Below are 15,494 nucleotides of genomic sequence, written 5' to 3' on the forward strand. Positions count from 1 at the left end.
GCTTCGTTTGGGTGAGATCACTCTAAAAGGTAGTAACAAAGGGATAAATCGGTTAAAAACAACACCACTGTTCCCAGAGACGGGCTAATGTCTAGGGGTTGATATTGTTGAATGGGCTATAACGTGGATTACTTCGCGGCAGTCAAAGCATTCCTCCAAGTGGTCGAGGCCGGTAGTTTTGTGAAGGCGGCACAAGCGCTAAACCTCCCGCGCAATACCGTTACCAAGCACATCCAGTCGCTGGAAAGTCATCTACGGGTGAAATTGCTAAACCGCACAACTCGGCGCATTTCACTCACCAACGATGGATCCGCGTACTACGAACGCATGGTGCGTGTGGTGGACCATTGGCTGGAAGCCGAATCAGACCTGGCCACTGCTCAAGCACGGCCGCACGGACGCCTGCGAGTTGACATGGGCTCGACGATGGCCACGATGCTGGTCTTACCCGCCTTGCCGGATTTTCAGAAACGCTACCCAGGATTACAGCTGGACATAGGCGTAAGCGACCGGCCTGTGGATCTGCTTAGCGATCGGGTCGACTGCGTCATTCGGGGTGGCACCCTAAACGATCCATCGCTGATCGCCAGGCGGTTGGGCAGCCTCAAGTTCGTCACCTGCGCAACGCCTGAGTACCTTGCCAAGCATGGGACGCCGCTTCACCCGACCGATCTGGAATCAGACCACCAGATGGTTCGCTACTTTTTCGCGGGGACCAATCGGCGTTTGCCCGTGGAATTCAGCAGAGGGGAGGAGCGTATCGCAGTAGACGCGAGCTACTTCGTTTCGGTGAACGACTCAAACGCCCTGCTCGCTGCCGCTCTTGCAGGGATGGGCGTATTGCAGACATTGCTGTTCATGGCGGAACCACATTTCAAATCCGGCGCCCTGACGCCCCTGCTTGAGGAGTGGTCAATGGAGCCGAATCCGATCTACATCGTTTACTCGCCGAATCGGCACCTCAGTGCACGCGTCAGGGTTTTCGTGGAATGGCTTGTAGAGCTGTTTGAAGCGAAGGGATTGCGTTGACGGTGCTGATAAGGGCATCGCACTGACGACCCTTAAACTCAAAGGTTGCCTTCCTTGCCACTGTCCCGGATATGCTCGCAAAGCCGCCATTGGACCTTGTGAAGCATCCTGAGCCTTATCAATGTAGTAGCCGAGACCGCGGCCTCTGGAAACGATATAGACATCTGCTCGACCTACGCGCCGACTGAGGTCGGCTGGCGCCGCACATTGGCAACTGTGCTGCAGAATCGTTCGTGGCTGAAGAGCTATGGCCGGCGAGCCTCACGGATAGCTCCTACGTTAAGGTCTACGCAGGCTACCGGACCTGCATCTTTCCGGATCCCTCACCGTAGGACACGATCGCCCGGGTAAACTGATACCGACCTCTTTTAGGCCCCGTGGCCGCTGTGTCGCTGTAGCCAGGCTAGAAAACCTACCTTCGCCTCCGCCGTCTTGGCAGGCTTCGTGAGCAATGATCGACTGCTCTCAACGCGGTAGGCGTGAAGTTTCCCTATGGCTTGGCCGATCTCTGCCCTATCCGCGATACACGCGCGGATGGCCGGTCTGGAGATCGTGAGCAATTGGCAGGTGGTCATTGCCGTAAAGCGACCACCGCTTGGGCAATCGTCCAAGACGCTCTGCTCTCCTAGTACCTCAGCCGGTCCCATCCGACCAGCCTCGATAAAGGGACGCTCAGGACCGTCACCGTCAGGGATCGTCACGCTGACGACGCCAGAGGCTATGATGACCAATTCTTCAGGGACTTCTCCGACATCGAGAATCACGGCGCCCGACGACACCTCTCGGACCACGAGTGATTCGACAAAGCGATCCTTTTCAGCCGAAGACAGGCTTCGGAGGACCCTCACCTCATCCAGTAGGCTGCGGGTCCAAGAAGCCTTGCGGTTGACCTCGCCAGACCACGCAACGCCCGCGGCTTCGAGATGGCGGTAGGCTAGGTCGAACATCTGGTTGCGGACCTTGGCCTTGCGTTCAAGATCAGTGATGTACCCGCTGGCAACGTATTGCGTGGTCTCCGCGCTAGCGTCCTTCACCGAAGCGCCAGGCGGTGGATCGGTCAAGAGGGCATGAGTACCGCGTAACGCACGCTCCAACGCGTCAAGCACTGTTCCGGGACGCACATGATTTGGTATGGACAAGGTGATTGAAACGCCATGCCTATGCGCCGGCCTACTGAAATTGGTGATCTTGGCTTTTGCGGCTACTGAGTTAGGAATGACCGCGAGCGCGCCGGAACCGGTAAGTAACTGGGTAGCGCGCCAGTTTATGTCGAGCACTTTGCCCTCAGCGCCATCAATTGCCACTTGGTCATCCACCTGGTACGGCTTGGTGGCGTTGAGCACAATCCCCGAAAACAAGTCGCTCAGCGTGCTCTGCAATGCAAGACCGACGATGATCGCCAAAGCGCCAGAAGTCGCGAGCAGACCTTTTACAGGAAGCTCTATCACGTACCCTGCCGCCGCGACCACCGCTGCTAGAAATGTCAGTGCGCCGACGACATCTTTTAGCAAGCGTCCGTTATGACCGATCCTCCGATCGAGGAGGGCGCCAAGTACCTCGCTAAGCGTGCGGGCACCAAGAAGCCACCAAATGATTGCCAACGCGAGCGATGACATATGAAGGGAGGTGTTTTGGGGCCATGGGGCTGCTTGCAGAGGACTGATCCCGCCGTGGAACAAGATGGCGCTATAGAGTACGAACAGCAGTACTCGTATTCCTACGCGAACTGTCAACGGACGTCGTCTGTTCAACCGCCATACAGAGAGGTCGGTGACGAACGCAGTGAAACCTAACGCTATTGTCTCAAGCGGACCGATCAGCATGTTCAGGGACCCTTACGCCTGTAACCTTGGTCAGTACACATTTCGCCCGAAGGACGCAGCTGCAGTAGCCTCCGGCGTTAGCGAGATGAGCCACATTACAGGAAACCGTAACGCACACTCCATGCGCCCGAACGGCTATCAATGAGTAGGGACGCCTTGATGACATACCCCTATAAAGACGCTACATGCGCAGCGAACGCTGCGGGCTCAGCTACACCGCCGAGAAGCCGCCACCGCTATTGCGGCGTGTCCTGGAAGCTGAAGGATGAACACCAAATAGCATTAGTGCACGATCCTCGCATTCGACGGAGCGCCCCGGCGCATCTCCTTCCCCTAGGCTAGCCACAGCATGAGCAACCAGCGGGTGCCGGGGCCACCGTTCGTGAGCCATTGCATGCGTAGGTGAAAAGTAGGGCGCGCAGCTTAGGATACCGCTCGCGTAGACACCCCAAACTAGGACCTGCGCAAGACACGAACCTGGCGGACGGCCTGTAGCTGAGCTTCACAACGTGCGAATGATCGCGCGGCGGAAGTCGTCGATGTGATGATGGATGGCGTGTAAGGCTACTTCGCTGTCACGGCTTTCCATGGCAGCGAGGATCTGTAGATGCTCTTCGTAGATGCGTTCGCTATGGTGCATCTCCGACATGGTCAGGAACCAAAATCGAGCCTGCTTTTCATGCAAGTTGCGAAGTAGCTCGGCGAGTACCCGATTACGCGCGGCCGCCGAAATAGCCAGGTGGAATTGCAGGTCCACTTCCATCAACCCAGTAACGTCCCGCTGTTTGAGCAGCGCCGGGGTCCGATCGATGATGGTACGCATGGCGCTGAAATCACTTTCCTGCGCGCGTTCAAGCGCTAACTTTACGCACAGCTGCTCGTTGCAGATCCGCACATCAATCATGTCGAGGACATCGTTGAGCGAGATAGCGGTGACCATCACACCCTTGCGCGGCAGGATGGTCACCATTCCCTCCATCTCCAGCCTATGCAGGGCCTGATGCACCGGTGTGCGGCCTAATCCTAGCAATTGGGTGAGTTGCGCTTCATTGATGGCGTCACCCGGACGTAGCTGGCAAGTAATGATGCGCCGCTTGATCTGCTCATAGGCCTGTTCGCGCAGGCTGGCGGCCCCTTTGACAGGACGAGACGCGTCGGTGGTATCGAGCAAGGAAGATGTCCTCGAGGCATTGCTGATATATCACTGTATGAAAAAAGGCTTCATCTGTCGCCCCACGCTTCGCCATGCCTTGGCCATACCGAGCCAATAGCGTGCAATTCGTGCGCTCAAACGGTGCAGAAAGGTAACAACAAGCATCGGCACGCCTCCCTCGGTTCCGCGAAGGCCTATTGCAACCCACTGATCCGTGGCGATTTTTTAGATTGCCAACGAACTGGCACACGCGTTGCCTACTGAAATCACTGTGATATATCAGAAGATCATCAGTAACAACCTCTAGCTACCATGCCTCCTCGTCAAAGGATCAAACGATGACTCAACTCAACCTACAAGTGATCGGCCACGGTGAAGTTCGCGTCGATATTGACCATCTGATCATCGCCGGGTGGGCCGGCCGCGATAGCGCTGCAGTCGAGCACCACATCGGCGAACTGGAAGCCCTGGGAGTGCGCCGCCCAACCCAAATTCCTTGCTTTTACCGCGTGGCGGCGAGCCTGCTAAATCCGGCGCCCAGCATCCAGGTGCCCGGAAAGGATTCTTCCGGCGAGACCGAAATCGTACTGATTCCTAGCCCCGCCGGATTGTTGGTGGGCCTGGGCTCAGACCACACCGACCGCAAGGTCGAAGCCTTTGACGTAACCGTGTCCAAGCAGATGTGTGACAAGCCTATCGCTACCACTGCCTGGCGCTTTGCCGACGTCGAGGGGCACTGGGATCAGTTGGTAATGCGTACCTGGCGTGATCGCGGCGGCATCCGTGCCCTCTATCAGGAAGGGCCTGTGACGTCGCTGCTGACGCCTGCCACCTTGCTGGCCAAGCTCAACGACAGCGCCGCCTTGCCGCCCGGTACCGCGATGTTCTGCGGCACCCAGCCGGTGATAGGCGAGCTGGGATATGGCGAATCCTTCGAGATGGAACTGTTCGATCCAGTGCTTGGCCGCAGCCTGACCCATGCCTACAGCGTCGAGCCACTACCGGTAGCGGGGTGATTCGGATGAAATCGATCAATGAGTTGGCGCGGGAGCTTGCCCTGGGTTCAACCACCAGTGAGGCGCTGGTAACGCACGCGCTGGAGCGCATTGAGGCGCACCGCACCGCGGGCGGTCATGGCTACATCAATGTGGACGTCCAGGCGGCGCTGCAGGCCGCACGAGCTAGCGACCAGTCTCGCGCTGCTGGCTACGTTCCCTCACCTCTGGCCGGTCTGCCGGTGTCGATCAAGGACCTATTCGACGTGCGCGGGCAAATCACGGCCGCCGGCTCCAAGGTGTTGACTCACGCCGAGCCGGCCAGTAGCGACGCGACCGTCGTGAATCGCCTGCGCGGCGCTGGTGCAATCTTGCTGGGCCGGACCAACATGAGCGAATTCGCCTTTTCCGGCCTGGGCCTAAATCCCCACTACGGCTCGCCTACCAGCCCGGTGGCCGAAGGGCGTATCGCCGGCGGCTCAAGTTCTGGCGCCGCGGTAAGCGTGGCCGGGGGTATGGCTGTGGCTGGCCTCGGTACCGATACCGGTGGATCGCTACGCATCCCGGCGGCGTTCTGCGCACTGGTGGGCTTCAAGCCCAGCGCACAACGAGTGTCGCTCCAGGGCGCTCTGCCCCTGGCCACTAGCCTGGACTCCGTCGGCGCACTCACTGGGACGGTAGCCGACAGCATCCTGCTCGACGAAATTCTTTCAGGCGAGACGCTCGACACCCGCCCAGCCTCTCTTGCCGGACTGCGCCTCGCAGTAACCCGCGACTTCGTTCTGGATGGCCTGGATGACACCGTAACTCGCGCCTTCGAACGCAGCTTGGAGCACCTGAGGGATGCCGGGGCGGTGATTAGCTGGTTCGACTTCCCTGAACTTCATCAGCTGCCGACGATAAATGCCTCGGGAGGCCTTACCGCTGCTGAGGCCTGGTATCTGCACCGTCAGTGGCTAAGTGGTAGCCAGGCTTCCGACTACGACCCGCGCGTGGCCCAAAGGATTCGCCGTGGCCAAGCCCTGAGCGCAGCCGACTATCTGCATTTGCAAGCTCAGCGCCACATTATGATTGCCGCCGCTAAATCGCGCCTGGGTGATGCCGATGCCTGGCTGCTGCCCAGTGTGGCCGTCGTTCCGCCGGTCCTGTCCGCCCTGGAGCAGGACGATGAACAATTCTTCGCTACCAATGGCCTGGTACTGCGCAATACCAGCGTAATCAACTTTCTCGACGGCTGTGCGTTGAGCCTGCCATGCCACCGCGGCGATGAGTTGCCTGTGGGCCTGTCGATCGCCGGGCTCAACCGCCAAGACGCGCGCGTCCTGCAAGTGGCCCGCAGCGTCGAGGCCTTGTTGCGCAGCAGCTGACGAAATCTAGCGCTCGCAAAGCAACGCGAGCGCTGCCCTCTTTGAATCCTTGACGCCCCGACGGCCCGCCGGGTCTTCCTCGGCGCCGAATCGATGGAGATGCAGTATGAATCAGAATCCCGTCCTGACCGCCGATTCCGAAGGCGCGAACCCGCACAGTACCGCTGCAGCCGCAACCTATCGCAAGATCGCCTGGCGTCTACTGCCTTTCCTCGTATTCCTCTTCGTCCTGGCATGGATCGATAGGGTAAACGTCGGCTTCGCCAAACTGGCGATGCTCGATGACTTGGGCTTCAGTGAAGCGGTCTACGGCCTCGGCGCAGGCATTTTCTTCATCGGCTACTTCCTCTTCGAGGTGCCGAGCAACCTGCTCCTGGAAAAGATTGGCGCACGGCGTACGTTGGCCCGCATCACAATCCTTTGGGGACTTACCTCGGTGGCAATGGCCTATGTGGAAAGTCCGATGTCCTTCTACGTCCTGCGCTTTCTGCTGGGTGCGTTCGAAGCTGGCTTCTTTCCAGGCGTGGTGTTGTATCTCACCTACTGGTTTCCAGCGGCGCAGCGGGCACGCATCAACGGTATGTTCATGACCTCGTTTGCGATCGCCGGGGTGGTAGGCGGTCCTATCGCAGGCTTCATCATGAGCCGCATGGTAGGGGTCGGCAGTCTGGCCAACTGGCAATGGCTGTTCATCATCGAGGGCATTCCCTCGGTACTGGCCGGTATTGCCGTGTTGCGCTATTTGCCTGAAAAGCCGGCCCAAGCCAAGTGGCTGACCCAGGCAGAGCGCGATCACGTCAGCCGGGTGATTGCTCAGGAAGATGCCGCCCCGGAAAAACATAGCGATCTGAAAAGTCTGGTCCGCAATCCCAAGGTATGGCTCTGCGCGCTGGTGTACTTCTGCATTGTCTCGGGCAACGCCACCATCGCTTTCTGGACCCCCTCGGTGATCAAGTCATTGGGCATCGATAACAACATGACTATCGGACTGCTGGCCGCCATTCCGTTCATTATTGGAACGCTAGCGATGCTCTGGAACGGCCACCATTCCGACCAAACCGGCGAGCGGCGCGCCCATTGCGCGATCGCTGCGCTCTTGGCCGGTCTGGGCCTGATAGCTACCGGCCTGTGCCTGGGTAACGCCACCCTGGCGCTGATCGCCCTGACCGTGGCAGCGGCCGGCATCCTGGCTGCCTTCCCCGTGTTTTGGTCAATCCCGGGCGCGTTCCTGGCGGGTACCGCCGCAGCCGGTGGGATCGCTCTGATCAACTGCATCGGCAATCTGGCGGGCTTCGTCGCGCCCTATATGATCGGTTTCCTACGCACCCTGACCGGCAGTCTCTCAGCGGGTCTGTATTTCGTAGCAGCTTTGGAGATTCTGGCGGCCGCGATGTTGTTCCTACTGTTCAAGGACGTCAGGGTCGGCAAAAGCACCTAGTACCGCTTGGCGCGGAGACGTGCGCTCAGCCGACCGGGGGTTCAAACCGGTTGGCTGAGCTCAATCGCGCCAGCGCTATCTTTGCTTTTCACCACTGGGCAGCAGTAACCAGGCTTGCCACCTCGACATCGGTCTTCGCCGCAAGGCCGACATCCGACATGACGAGCGTCTACTTGCCTCCTAACCAATGTGCAACCGCTGGCGTTCGCCATCAGCGCCTCCAACCAGACGATCACCGACGGGCTCTGGGCGCTCCAGGTCGCCCTGGGCTACATCCCCGAGGTGCTGCCGCGGCTGTTGCGGCGAGCCCTGTGCGTCGGCGTCACCACCAAGCAGCTGCAGCGCACCATCCACGCCTTCGACGGCGCGCCGCGGCGGATATCGTTCACCTGGGCTGGCCACACCACCGGCAACCAGCGGATACCGGTGGCCACCGTGCGCGAGCAGCTGCAGGCGGAGGCCGAGAGTAGGGCGCAGCAGCAAGGGGTCCTCATAGAGCAGACGCCCGAGTACCAGGATCTTCGCACGAGCGCGAACCTGGCGAATGACCAGTCCTGATCAAGCACAGGGTTGCGGCTCCGCCTCCACACTGCACACTGCACACTGCACGCTCTGGTTCGGGGGCGCGGCGAGAAGTGGGACGCCATCATCAAGGCCAAGGTTTCGCCGCTGCACTGCTTCGATCGTGCCGCCCGCGGCCGCCAGCGCGGCGACGTGAAGGCCCGGGCTGAGGTATGGGCAGAGCGGAAACTCTACCTGCCCACCGCGGCCAGCGGATGGATATGGAGGAGGGTGATCGGGTACCGCTCAAGATCCTTCGACCTATCGGCTGGGCGGCATCACCTACGAGTCGCCGGTCTAGCGCCTGGGCTCAGATGTGCTTTTCGAGTGAGATAGCCGTCAGCGTAACGGAGGCAATCCTGGTCGGCCCTGCCGGCATAGGTCTGCCCGGCTCCCTACCTAAATTGGTAAGCGCTGCCATCATCAAAAAAATCACCGTCACCAAGATCAACAGATCGATCGGGTGCTCCCACCGTCGCATCTGATCAGGCCATCGCTTTCGCAACTGCACCCTCGCAAAGCTCACGACTACTACGAGCAGCGCGGCCCATTTGATCTCTTGATTCGTCAACACACTGGCTTCCTTTCGCTGCTTCAAAGCGCCCCAGATGGCAAATGCGCCCGCTGCAGCAGCGCTTCGATGAAAATCCGAACGTTTCCGGAGGCGCCGCTTGGTTCCCTAGGGCCCTCCGAGCAAAGCGTACCCACCTGAAGACCTGGCTGCCCAGAGACAACATTGCCGAGGCGACCACGGAGGAAAGTGAAGCAGCGGTGCGCCCCTGCACCAGGGGGACCGCGACGCTCGTTGCCGGCGCTGCCGACAGCTTCATGCGCAGGCCAGCGTGCTGCCGCAGGTGTCGGCCATCAATGCGAGTAAGCAGGTGGTCACCGACGAGATCGAGGCGTTTCGCGTCGCCCTCGGCGCCGACGTCACCACCAAGCAACTGCAGCGCACCATCCACGCCTTCGACGGTGCGCCGCGGCGGATCAAGTTCACCTGGGGTGGCCACACGATAAGCAACGAGCAGGTACCGGTGGCCACCGCGCGCGAGCAGCTGCAGGCGCATGACGAGAGTAGGGCGCAGCGGCAGGGATTACCGATCGAGCACACGCCCGATTACCAGGATCTGCGCACGCTCGCGAAGCTCGCGGACGACAAGGTGCTGATCAAGCACAACCGCACCCGCTGCACGCTCTGGTTCGGGGAGCGCGGCGAGAAGTGGGACGCCATCGTCAAGGCTAACCTGCCGTTGTGCGTGCCCGCTGGCGACGCAGAAGCACAGGTTTCTGCGCTACGTGACTTCGATCGTGCCGCTTGCAGCCGCCAGCGGGTAATGTGAAGGCGAGGGCTGGGCGCGCAACCTCTACCTGCCTATCAACAGCCCTCCACCGCAGGAGGACGACCAAGCCGCGCTCCTCACACCCTCAACTGATCGGACCGCGGCATCGCCTATGTGGTCAGGGGCGAGCGAGGCGCTCGCTTGAGTGCTTAGCGCCGTAGCCGGAGTTGCATTCCTAAAGAGTCGGATATGTTCTGCTGAAGCACACAGCTTCCCCCAACTAGCGGACGACTATATGACCAGCTACAGCTTCAAGAAACGAACCGGGACCGATACCAGCGATCCCGAGTTCGTGCTTCAGCATTGCGGCAAACCAACACGCATCCAGATCCAGGATCTCTACCGCCTGGGGCGCCGCCTACGCGGTGTCCGTCGATTATCTGGATGATGAGGCCGAGCCGCACCTCTTCTGGGTGGCACAGTCCATCGCGAGCTTTGCAGAGGCGGCGCGTGTGGCTATCGGCCACTTCGAGGCGGTCCCCCTCGCACGCATTCAAGCAATTGCGCCAAGTGCGGCGCCTGGGTCGCCTTGGCCGCGGCCTGAAGCACGGAGGGAAGGGCGCATCAGCAGGGCAATCCTGCGGCGTGCTCCAGCACCTGTCTGGCGAGAGTCTGCATGATGAGAGATCTCCTAAGTGTCAGAAGTATCTGGCAGTTTCTGACACTTTCAAGAGAAGGAAGCCTCTGTGGTCGGCACCGTCATCAGCAGTGACCTGGATCTGATCGGCCAGCTGCAGCCAAACCAGAAAGCGCGGTTCGTCGCCGTGACCCTGGAAGACGCGCTGGCCGCACGGCGTGTGTACCGGGAACGTCTGCAGCGACTGGAGCAGGTCCTGGCGAGCTAGGGACCCGTTGCCAAGCAGGTGACCAATCGAGAGATCCTGGAGACGTCGTTCGTAACGGACGCGTTTTTAGGATCGTCATGCAAGGAGATCCTGATCGCTGATCAACAGGGCCAGGGTAGGGAAGCCGGAGTCGAAGCAGGTGACCGGATTAGGGATAAGGTCAAAGACTGGAGGGATGGCAAAGGGCAGTTGTTAGCCTAAGCCCATATCTCATTTAACATAATATACATTATGCGAAGTTATGGTTATGGAGCGCTGCACCGAGCGCCTGCTTTTTCACGCTGGCTGCTTTCTCCCATTTCCTGTGATCTGGCCAGTTTGCCTGACATTACGGCTTCGAGGATTCAGATCGCCGCTTGCCACACACCTGCACCGCAAATTCCGCAGTACCCGTTTGTACAAGACGTTGCTGGCGGCTTTAATCGGATGGCGTCTTTTCGCCGGGTCTCGCTCTGGCGCCCTGGGTTTTCAACAAGTATTCCATCCCGAGGAGTTTTGCATGGCTTATCAAGCCGCTTCCGATCGCTATGACCGTATTCCTTACCGCCGCGTGGGTCGCAGCGGTCTCGTGCTGCCGGCGCTGTCGCTGGGCCTGTGGCACAACTTCGGCGATACCACGCCGCTGGATCGTCAGCGCGCCTTGCTGCGCACCGCCTTCGATCTTGGCATCAATCACTTCGACCTGGCCAACAACTACGGGCCACCCTATGGCAGCGCCGAGATCAATTTCGGTCGGCTGCTGCGCGAAGACTTCGCCGCCTACCGCGACGAGCTCATCATCTCCAGCAAGGCCGGCTGGGACATGTGGCCCGGCCCCTATGGCCAAGGTGGCGGCTCGCGCAAATACGTCCTGGCGAGCCTTGACCAGAGCCTCAAGCGCCTGGGCCTGGATTACGTCGACATCTTCTATTCGCATCGTTTCGACGAGCACACGCCACTGGAAGAAACCGCCAGTGCCCTGGCCACGGCGGTCCAGCAAGGCAAGGCGCTCTATATCGGCATCAGCTCCTATTCAGGGACCAAGACCCGGGAAATGGCCAAGTTGCTGGCCGACTGGAAGATCCCGCTGCTGATCCATCAGCCAGCCTACAACCTGCTCAATCGCTGGATCGAAAAGGATCTGCTGGATGCGACCGAGGACATCGGCAGTGGCGTGATCGCCTTTACGCCACTGGCCCAGGGGTTGCTGACCGACAAGTACCTCAATGGCGTTCCGGCCGAGGCCCGGGTCAATCAGCCCGGTGGCCAGTCGCTGCAGCAAGGTCATCTGTCTGCCGAGAACCTGGCCCGGGTACGCGCCCTGGATGCCATCGCCAAGCGCCGCGGCCAGAGCCTGGCGCAGTTGGCCCTGGCCTGGACCCTGCGCGATCCGCGCATCACCAGCGCCCTGATCGGCGCCAGCCGGCCCGAACAGATCGTGGAAAACGTGGCGGCCCTGGATAACCTGACCTTTACCGCCGAGGAACTGGCCGAGATCGACACCCATGCGGTCGAAGGCGCTATCAACCTCTGGGCCAAGCCGTCCAGCGCGGAATAAGGCTCCGTTCGGCGTACCTGGCTTTCCAGGGTCAGGTACGCCTACCTCTACAAGATCTGGCCGGTCCAGGGCACAACCACCCTCGCCCGCCCTCACCCATTCGGCTGCTGACGCCGGGTCCCGATCTGCTCCTGGCGATACTGGCTGGGCGTCTGTCCTGTCTCGTTGCGGAAATGCCGGTTGAAATTGGACAGATTGGAATAGCCCACCTCGAAACAGATGGCGGCGATGGACAGCTCCGCCTGCAGCAGCAGACGACAGGCCCGCTGGATGCGCAGCTTGCGCGCCAGTTCGATGAAGCCATGGCCGGTGACCTTCTTGAAGAAGCGCGAAAAGCCTGCCTCGCTCATACCGACGCGACGGGCGATCACCGGTAGCCGGATATCCTCCGTGAGTTCGCTCAGCAGGTAGTCGAAGGCCTGATGCACCCGTGCGGAACGGCGGGCATCCAGCGCCGGCGCATAACAGGCACTGGCCAAAACGCTGCTTTCGCTTTCCGGCGCCCGCGACAGCGCGCCTAGCAAGGCGAACAGCTTGAGCAGGCGCTCGGCGCCCCGGGCCTGGCCGATCGCCTCGATCAATTCAGCCGCCTGCAGGGCCGTGTCGCCGCTGAACTCCAGGCCGCGTCGAGCCTGTTCCAGCAACGGCAGATAATCACCCAGCTCCGGCGCCAGAGCGCTCAGCGAGCGCAGCAGTTCACCATTGAACTGGATGACCACATCGCGGCCGGTGAGCACCTCGCCGAATGGCAGATCACCGATCCAGTCATGCGGCAGATCCGGCCCGATCATGGCTACATGACCTGCCGCAAAGGGCCCGACATAGTCGCCGGCCAGCAGCCGTCCGCTGCCCTGGCGGATCAGGTGGATCTCGTATTCGGGGTGATGATTCCAGCGCGCCAAGGCGTAGGGATAGTCGTGCTCGTACCAGCGAAAGCTCTGGTCGGGTGCGGCAAGGATCACTTCCAGCTCTGCTGGCCGCGCTTCGAGGAAGGCGGTTGCCTTCATGATGTACCTCTGCTTGTTCTTGTAGGGCCGCATCCACAGGCCTGGCTATCGATGCTTTTTTGACCTCGGTGCGCTGAGCGATCCAGGTCAAAAATGTATCGGCACCTGGTCAATGCCAGGTTAGCCAGCGGCTTGGCCCTGCTGTTGTAATCCTCTCCAGCTGCTCTGTCGAGATCAGATTTATATCGGCGGCCAGTCATTCATAACAACAACAAGCTGCCCGCCGTGGCAGTCACGGAGAGAAGAAGATGAAGCGCCCTATCGCGTTGCTGCTGTTGGCCGGTCTCGGGTTGACCGGTATTGCCCAGGCCGTCGAATCGGTCACCGTTGCCACCGTCAACAACAGCGACATGGTGCGCATGCAGCGCCTGTCCCAGGTCTTCGAAAAACAGCACCCCGATATCAAGCTCAACTGGGTGGTGCTCGAAGAAAACGTGCTGCGGCAACGGCTGACCACCGACATCACCACCGGCGGTGGCCAATTCGACGTGCTGACCATCGGCACCTACGAAACACCGCTCTGGGGGGCCAAGAACTGGCTGGAGCCGCTCGACAACCTGCCTGCCAGCTATGACATCGAGGACATCTTTCCGGCGGTTCGCCAGGGGCTGTCGGTCAACAACCATCTCTATGCCCTGCCGTTCTATGGCGAAAGCACCGTGACCTACTACCGCAAGGACCTGTTCAAGGCTGCCGGCCTGCAGATGCCCCACAAGCCGACCTGGTCGCAACTCGCCGCGTTCGCCAGCCAGCTCAACCAGCCGGACAAGGAGCAATACGGTCTCTGCCTGAGAGGCAAGGCCGGCTGGGGTGAAAACGTCGCGCTGCTCAGCCTGATGGGTAATGCCTTCGGCGCACGCTGGTTCGACGAGCAGTGGCATCCCGAGCTGACCAGCCCCGAGTGGACGGCAGCGGCCAACTTCTACGTCGACAACATGAAGAAGTATGGCCCACCGGGGGCCTCGAGCAACGGTTTCAACGAGAACCTGGCACTGTTCAACAGCGGCAAGTGCGCCCTCTGGGTGGATGCCAGCGTCGCCGGCTCCTTTACCACCGACAAGAGCCAGAGCAAGGTCGCCGACGAGGTCGGCTTCGCCGCCTCGCCCCATGAGGTCACCGACAAGGGCTCGTCCTGGCTGTATGCCTGGTCGCTGGCGATCCCGGCGAGCGCCAAGCACAAGGAGGCTGCCAAGACCTTCATCACCTGGGCGACCTCCAAGGAATACATCCAGCTGGTGGCCGATCAGGATGGCATCTCCAATGTACCGCCGGGCACTCGCCAGTCCACCTACAGCCAGGCCTACCTGAGCGCTGCGCCCTTCGCCAGGATCACCCTGGAGATGATGCAGCACGCGGACCCGGCCCATCCCTCGGCCAAGCCGGTGCCCTATGTCGGCATCCAGTACGTGACCATCCCCGAGTTCCAGGCCATCGGCACCTCGGTCGGCAAGCTGTTCTCCGCTGCCCTTACCGGCCAGATGAGCGTCGAGCAGGCCCTCAACGCGGCCCAGACCTCGACGACCCGCGAAATGAAACGCGCGGGCTATCTCAAGTAACGTCCCTTTACCCAAGGCATGACCGCGCGCTGCACCGCGCGGTCGGTCTCTCGACTGGAGCCAAGACCATGAACAGACTGGAAGGAAAAAGCGCCCTGATCACCGGCGCCGCGCGCGGTATCGGCAAGGCCTTCGCCCAGGCCTACCTGCGGGAAGGCGCGACGGTGGCCATCGCCGACATCAATATCGAAAGAGCCCGAGAAACGGCCGAGGAACTGGGCGAGCGCGCCTACGCCCTGGCCATGGACGTCACCGACCAGGCTTCCATCGACACGGCCATTGCCCAGGTGGTCGCTACCGCCGGCAAGCTCGACATCCTGGTCAACAATGCCGCCCTGTTCGACCTGGCACCCATCGTCGAGATCTCGCGGGAGAGTTATGACCGGCTGTTCGCCATCAACGTGGCCGGCCCCCTGTTCACCCTGCAGGCCGCCGCGCGACAGATGATCGTCCAGGGGCATGGGGGCAAGATCATCAACATGGCCAGCCAGGCCGGGCGCCGTGGCGAAGCCCTGGTCGCCGTCTATTGCGCGACCAAGGCCGCGGTGATCAGCCTCACCCAGTCGGCGGGCCTCGATCTCATCAAGCACCGCATCAACGTCAATGCCATCGCCCCAGGCGTGGTCGACGGCGAGCACTGGGAAGGTGTGGACGCCCTCTTCGCTCATTACGAGCAACGGCCACTGGGCGAGAAAAAGCGTCTGGTCGGCGAAGCCGTACCCTACGGCCGGATGGGGACCGCCGAGGACCTGGTCGGCATGGCCCTGTTCCTGGCGTCCAGTGACAGCGACTTCGTGGTCGCCCAGACCTACAACGTCGACGGCGGCAACTGGATGAGCTGAG

Annotated in this window: 13 protein-coding genes and 1 pseudogene; 11 read left to right on the forward strand and 3 right to left on the reverse strand. The window is 60.9% G+C overall.

Annotation, left to right across the window (positions count from 1 at the left end):
* Nucleotides 1–123 precede the first annotated feature (123 nt).
* Nucleotides 124–1,029 carry a LysR family transcriptional regulator gene (locus RCF34_RS00970; RefSeq protein WP_308707499.1) on the forward strand — a complete coding sequence of 302 codons (906 nt, stop codon included), beginning with the start codon at nt 124–126 and terminating at the stop codon, nt 1,027–1,029.
* Between the two features lie 368 nt (nt 1,030–1,397).
* On the opposite strand, the gene RCF34_RS00975 is transcribed toward RCF34_RS00970, so the two are convergent.
* Both RCF34_RS00975 and RCF34_RS00980 read right to left on the reverse strand, forming a co-directional pair.
* Complete coding sequence (locus RCF34_RS00975; RefSeq protein ID WP_308706479.1) at nt 1,398–2,852, reverse strand: mechanosensitive ion channel family protein; 1,455 nt, start codon at nt 2,850–2,852, stop codon at nt 1,398–1,400.
* Between the two features lie 502 nt (nt 2,853–3,354).
* Complete coding sequence (locus tag RCF34_RS00980) at nt 3,355–4,023, reverse strand: GntR family transcriptional regulator (RefSeq protein WP_308706480.1); 669 nt, start codon at nt 4,021–4,023, stop codon at nt 3,355–3,357.
* 320 nt (nt 4,024–4,343) lie between these two features.
* Between RCF34_RS00980 and RCF34_RS00985 the strand changes: the two genes are divergently transcribed.
* The 8 genes and pseudogenes from RCF34_RS00985 (at nt 4,344) to mgrA (ending at nt 12,088) form a co-directional block, all read left to right on the forward strand.
* Nucleotides 4,344–5,021 (forward strand): DUF2848 domain-containing protein, encoded by a 678-nt coding sequence (locus tag RCF34_RS00985; RefSeq protein WP_308706481.1) that lies wholly within the window; start codon nt 4,344–4,346, stop codon nt 5,019–5,021.
* A gap of 5 nt (nt 5,022–5,026) precedes the next feature.
* Nucleotides 5,027–6,367 (forward strand): amidase, encoded by a 1,341-nt coding sequence (locus RCF34_RS00990; RefSeq protein ID WP_308706482.1) that lies wholly within the window; start codon nt 5,027–5,029, stop codon nt 6,365–6,367.
* Between the two features lie 106 nt (nt 6,368–6,473).
* A complete protein-coding gene (locus RCF34_RS00995; protein ID WP_308706483.1) occupies nt 6,474–7,805 on the forward strand; it encodes an MFS transporter in 1,332 nt (443 codons plus the stop codon).
* Between the two features lie 189 nt (nt 7,806–7,994).
* Nucleotides 7,995–8,363, forward strand: a complete 369-nt coding sequence (locus tag RCF34_RS01000; RefSeq protein ID WP_308706484.1) for a hypothetical protein — start codon at nt 7,995–7,997, stop codon at nt 8,361–8,363.
* Nucleotides 8,364–9,208: 845 nt separating this feature from the next.
* The gene (locus RCF34_RS01005; protein ID WP_308706485.1) at nt 9,209–9,706 is read left to right on the forward strand and encodes a hypothetical protein; all 498 of its coding nucleotides are present in this window, start codon (nt 9,209–9,211) and stop codon (nt 9,704–9,706) included.
* A gap of 235 nt (nt 9,707–9,941) precedes the next feature.
* Nucleotides 9,942–10,094: a hypothetical protein gene (locus RCF34_RS01010; protein WP_308706486.1), complete on the forward strand. Its 153-nt coding sequence runs from the start codon at nt 9,942–9,944 to the stop codon at nt 10,092–10,094.
* 295 nt (nt 10,095–10,389) lie between these two features.
* Nucleotides 10,390–10,551, forward strand: a pseudogene (locus tag RCF34_RS01015) (allophanate hydrolase); the annotation flags it as partial.
* Nucleotides 10,552–11,050: 499 nt separating this feature from the next.
* Entirely contained in the window at nt 11,051–12,088 is a 1,038-nt protein-coding gene (gene mgrA, locus RCF34_RS01020) for an L-glyceraldehyde 3-phosphate reductase (RefSeq protein WP_308706487.1), read from the forward strand.
* Nucleotides 12,089–12,180: 92 nt separating this feature from the next.
* Here mgrA and RCF34_RS01025 read toward each other — a convergent pair whose 3' ends face one another.
* On the reverse strand, nt 12,181–13,095 hold the full coding sequence (locus RCF34_RS01025) for an AraC family transcriptional regulator (RefSeq protein ID WP_308706488.1): 915 nt from the start codon (nt 13,093–13,095) through the stop codon (nt 12,181–12,183).
* 248 nt (nt 13,096–13,343) lie between these two features.
* Here RCF34_RS01025 and RCF34_RS01030 point away from each other — a divergent pair, with 248 nt between their 5' ends.
* On the forward strand, nt 13,344–14,651 hold the full coding sequence (locus RCF34_RS01030) for a sugar ABC transporter substrate-binding protein (RefSeq protein ID WP_308706489.1): 1,308 nt from the start codon (nt 13,344–13,346) through the stop codon (nt 14,649–14,651).
* 68 nt (nt 14,652–14,719) lie between these two features.
* On the forward strand, nt 14,720–15,493 hold the full coding sequence (locus RCF34_RS01035; RefSeq protein ID WP_308706490.1) for an L-iditol 2-dehydrogenase: 774 nt from the start codon (nt 14,720–14,722) through the stop codon (nt 15,491–15,493).
* Nucleotide 15,494 lies beyond the last annotated feature (1 nt).

The sequence above is a fragment of the Pseudomonas sp. 102515 genome, from assembly GCF_031085165.1.
Classification (GTDB): domain Bacteria; phylum Pseudomonadota; class Gammaproteobacteria; order Pseudomonadales; family Pseudomonadaceae; genus Chryseomonas.

Excerpts from the sequence above, each read along its gene's own strand:
- RCF34_RS00975 (WP_308706479.1), bottom strand. The coding sequence starts at position 2,852 with ATGCTGATCGGTCCGCTTGAGACAATAGCGTTAGGTTTCACTGCGTTC.
- RCF34_RS00985 (WP_308706481.1), top strand. The coding sequence starts at position 4,344 with ATGACTCAACTCAACCTACAAGTGATCGGCCACGGTGAAGTTCGCGTC.
- RCF34_RS00990 (WP_308706482.1), top strand. The coding sequence starts at position 5,027 with ATGAAATCGATCAATGAGTTGGCGCGGGAGCTTGCCCTGGGTTCAACC.
- RCF34_RS00995 (WP_308706483.1), top strand. The coding sequence starts at position 6,474 with ATGAATCAGAATCCCGTCCTGACCGCCGATTCCGAAGGCGCGAACCCG.
- RCF34_RS01010 (WP_308706486.1), top strand. The coding sequence starts at position 9,942 with ATGACCAGCTACAGCTTCAAGAAACGAACCGGGACCGATACCAGCGAT.
- mgrA (WP_308706487.1), top strand. The coding sequence starts at position 11,051 with ATGGCTTATCAAGCCGCTTCCGATCGCTATGACCGTATTCCTTACCGC.
- RCF34_RS01025 (WP_308706488.1), bottom strand. The coding sequence starts at position 13,095 with ATGAAGGCAACCGCCTTCCTCGAAGCGCGGCCAGCAGAGCTGGAAGTG.
- RCF34_RS01030 (WP_308706489.1), top strand. The coding sequence starts at position 13,344 with ATGAAGCGCCCTATCGCGTTGCTGCTGTTGGCCGGTCTCGGGTTGACC.
- RCF34_RS01035 (WP_308706490.1), top strand. The coding sequence starts at position 14,720 with ATGAACAGACTGGAAGGAAAAAGCGCCCTGATCACCGGCGCCGCGCGC.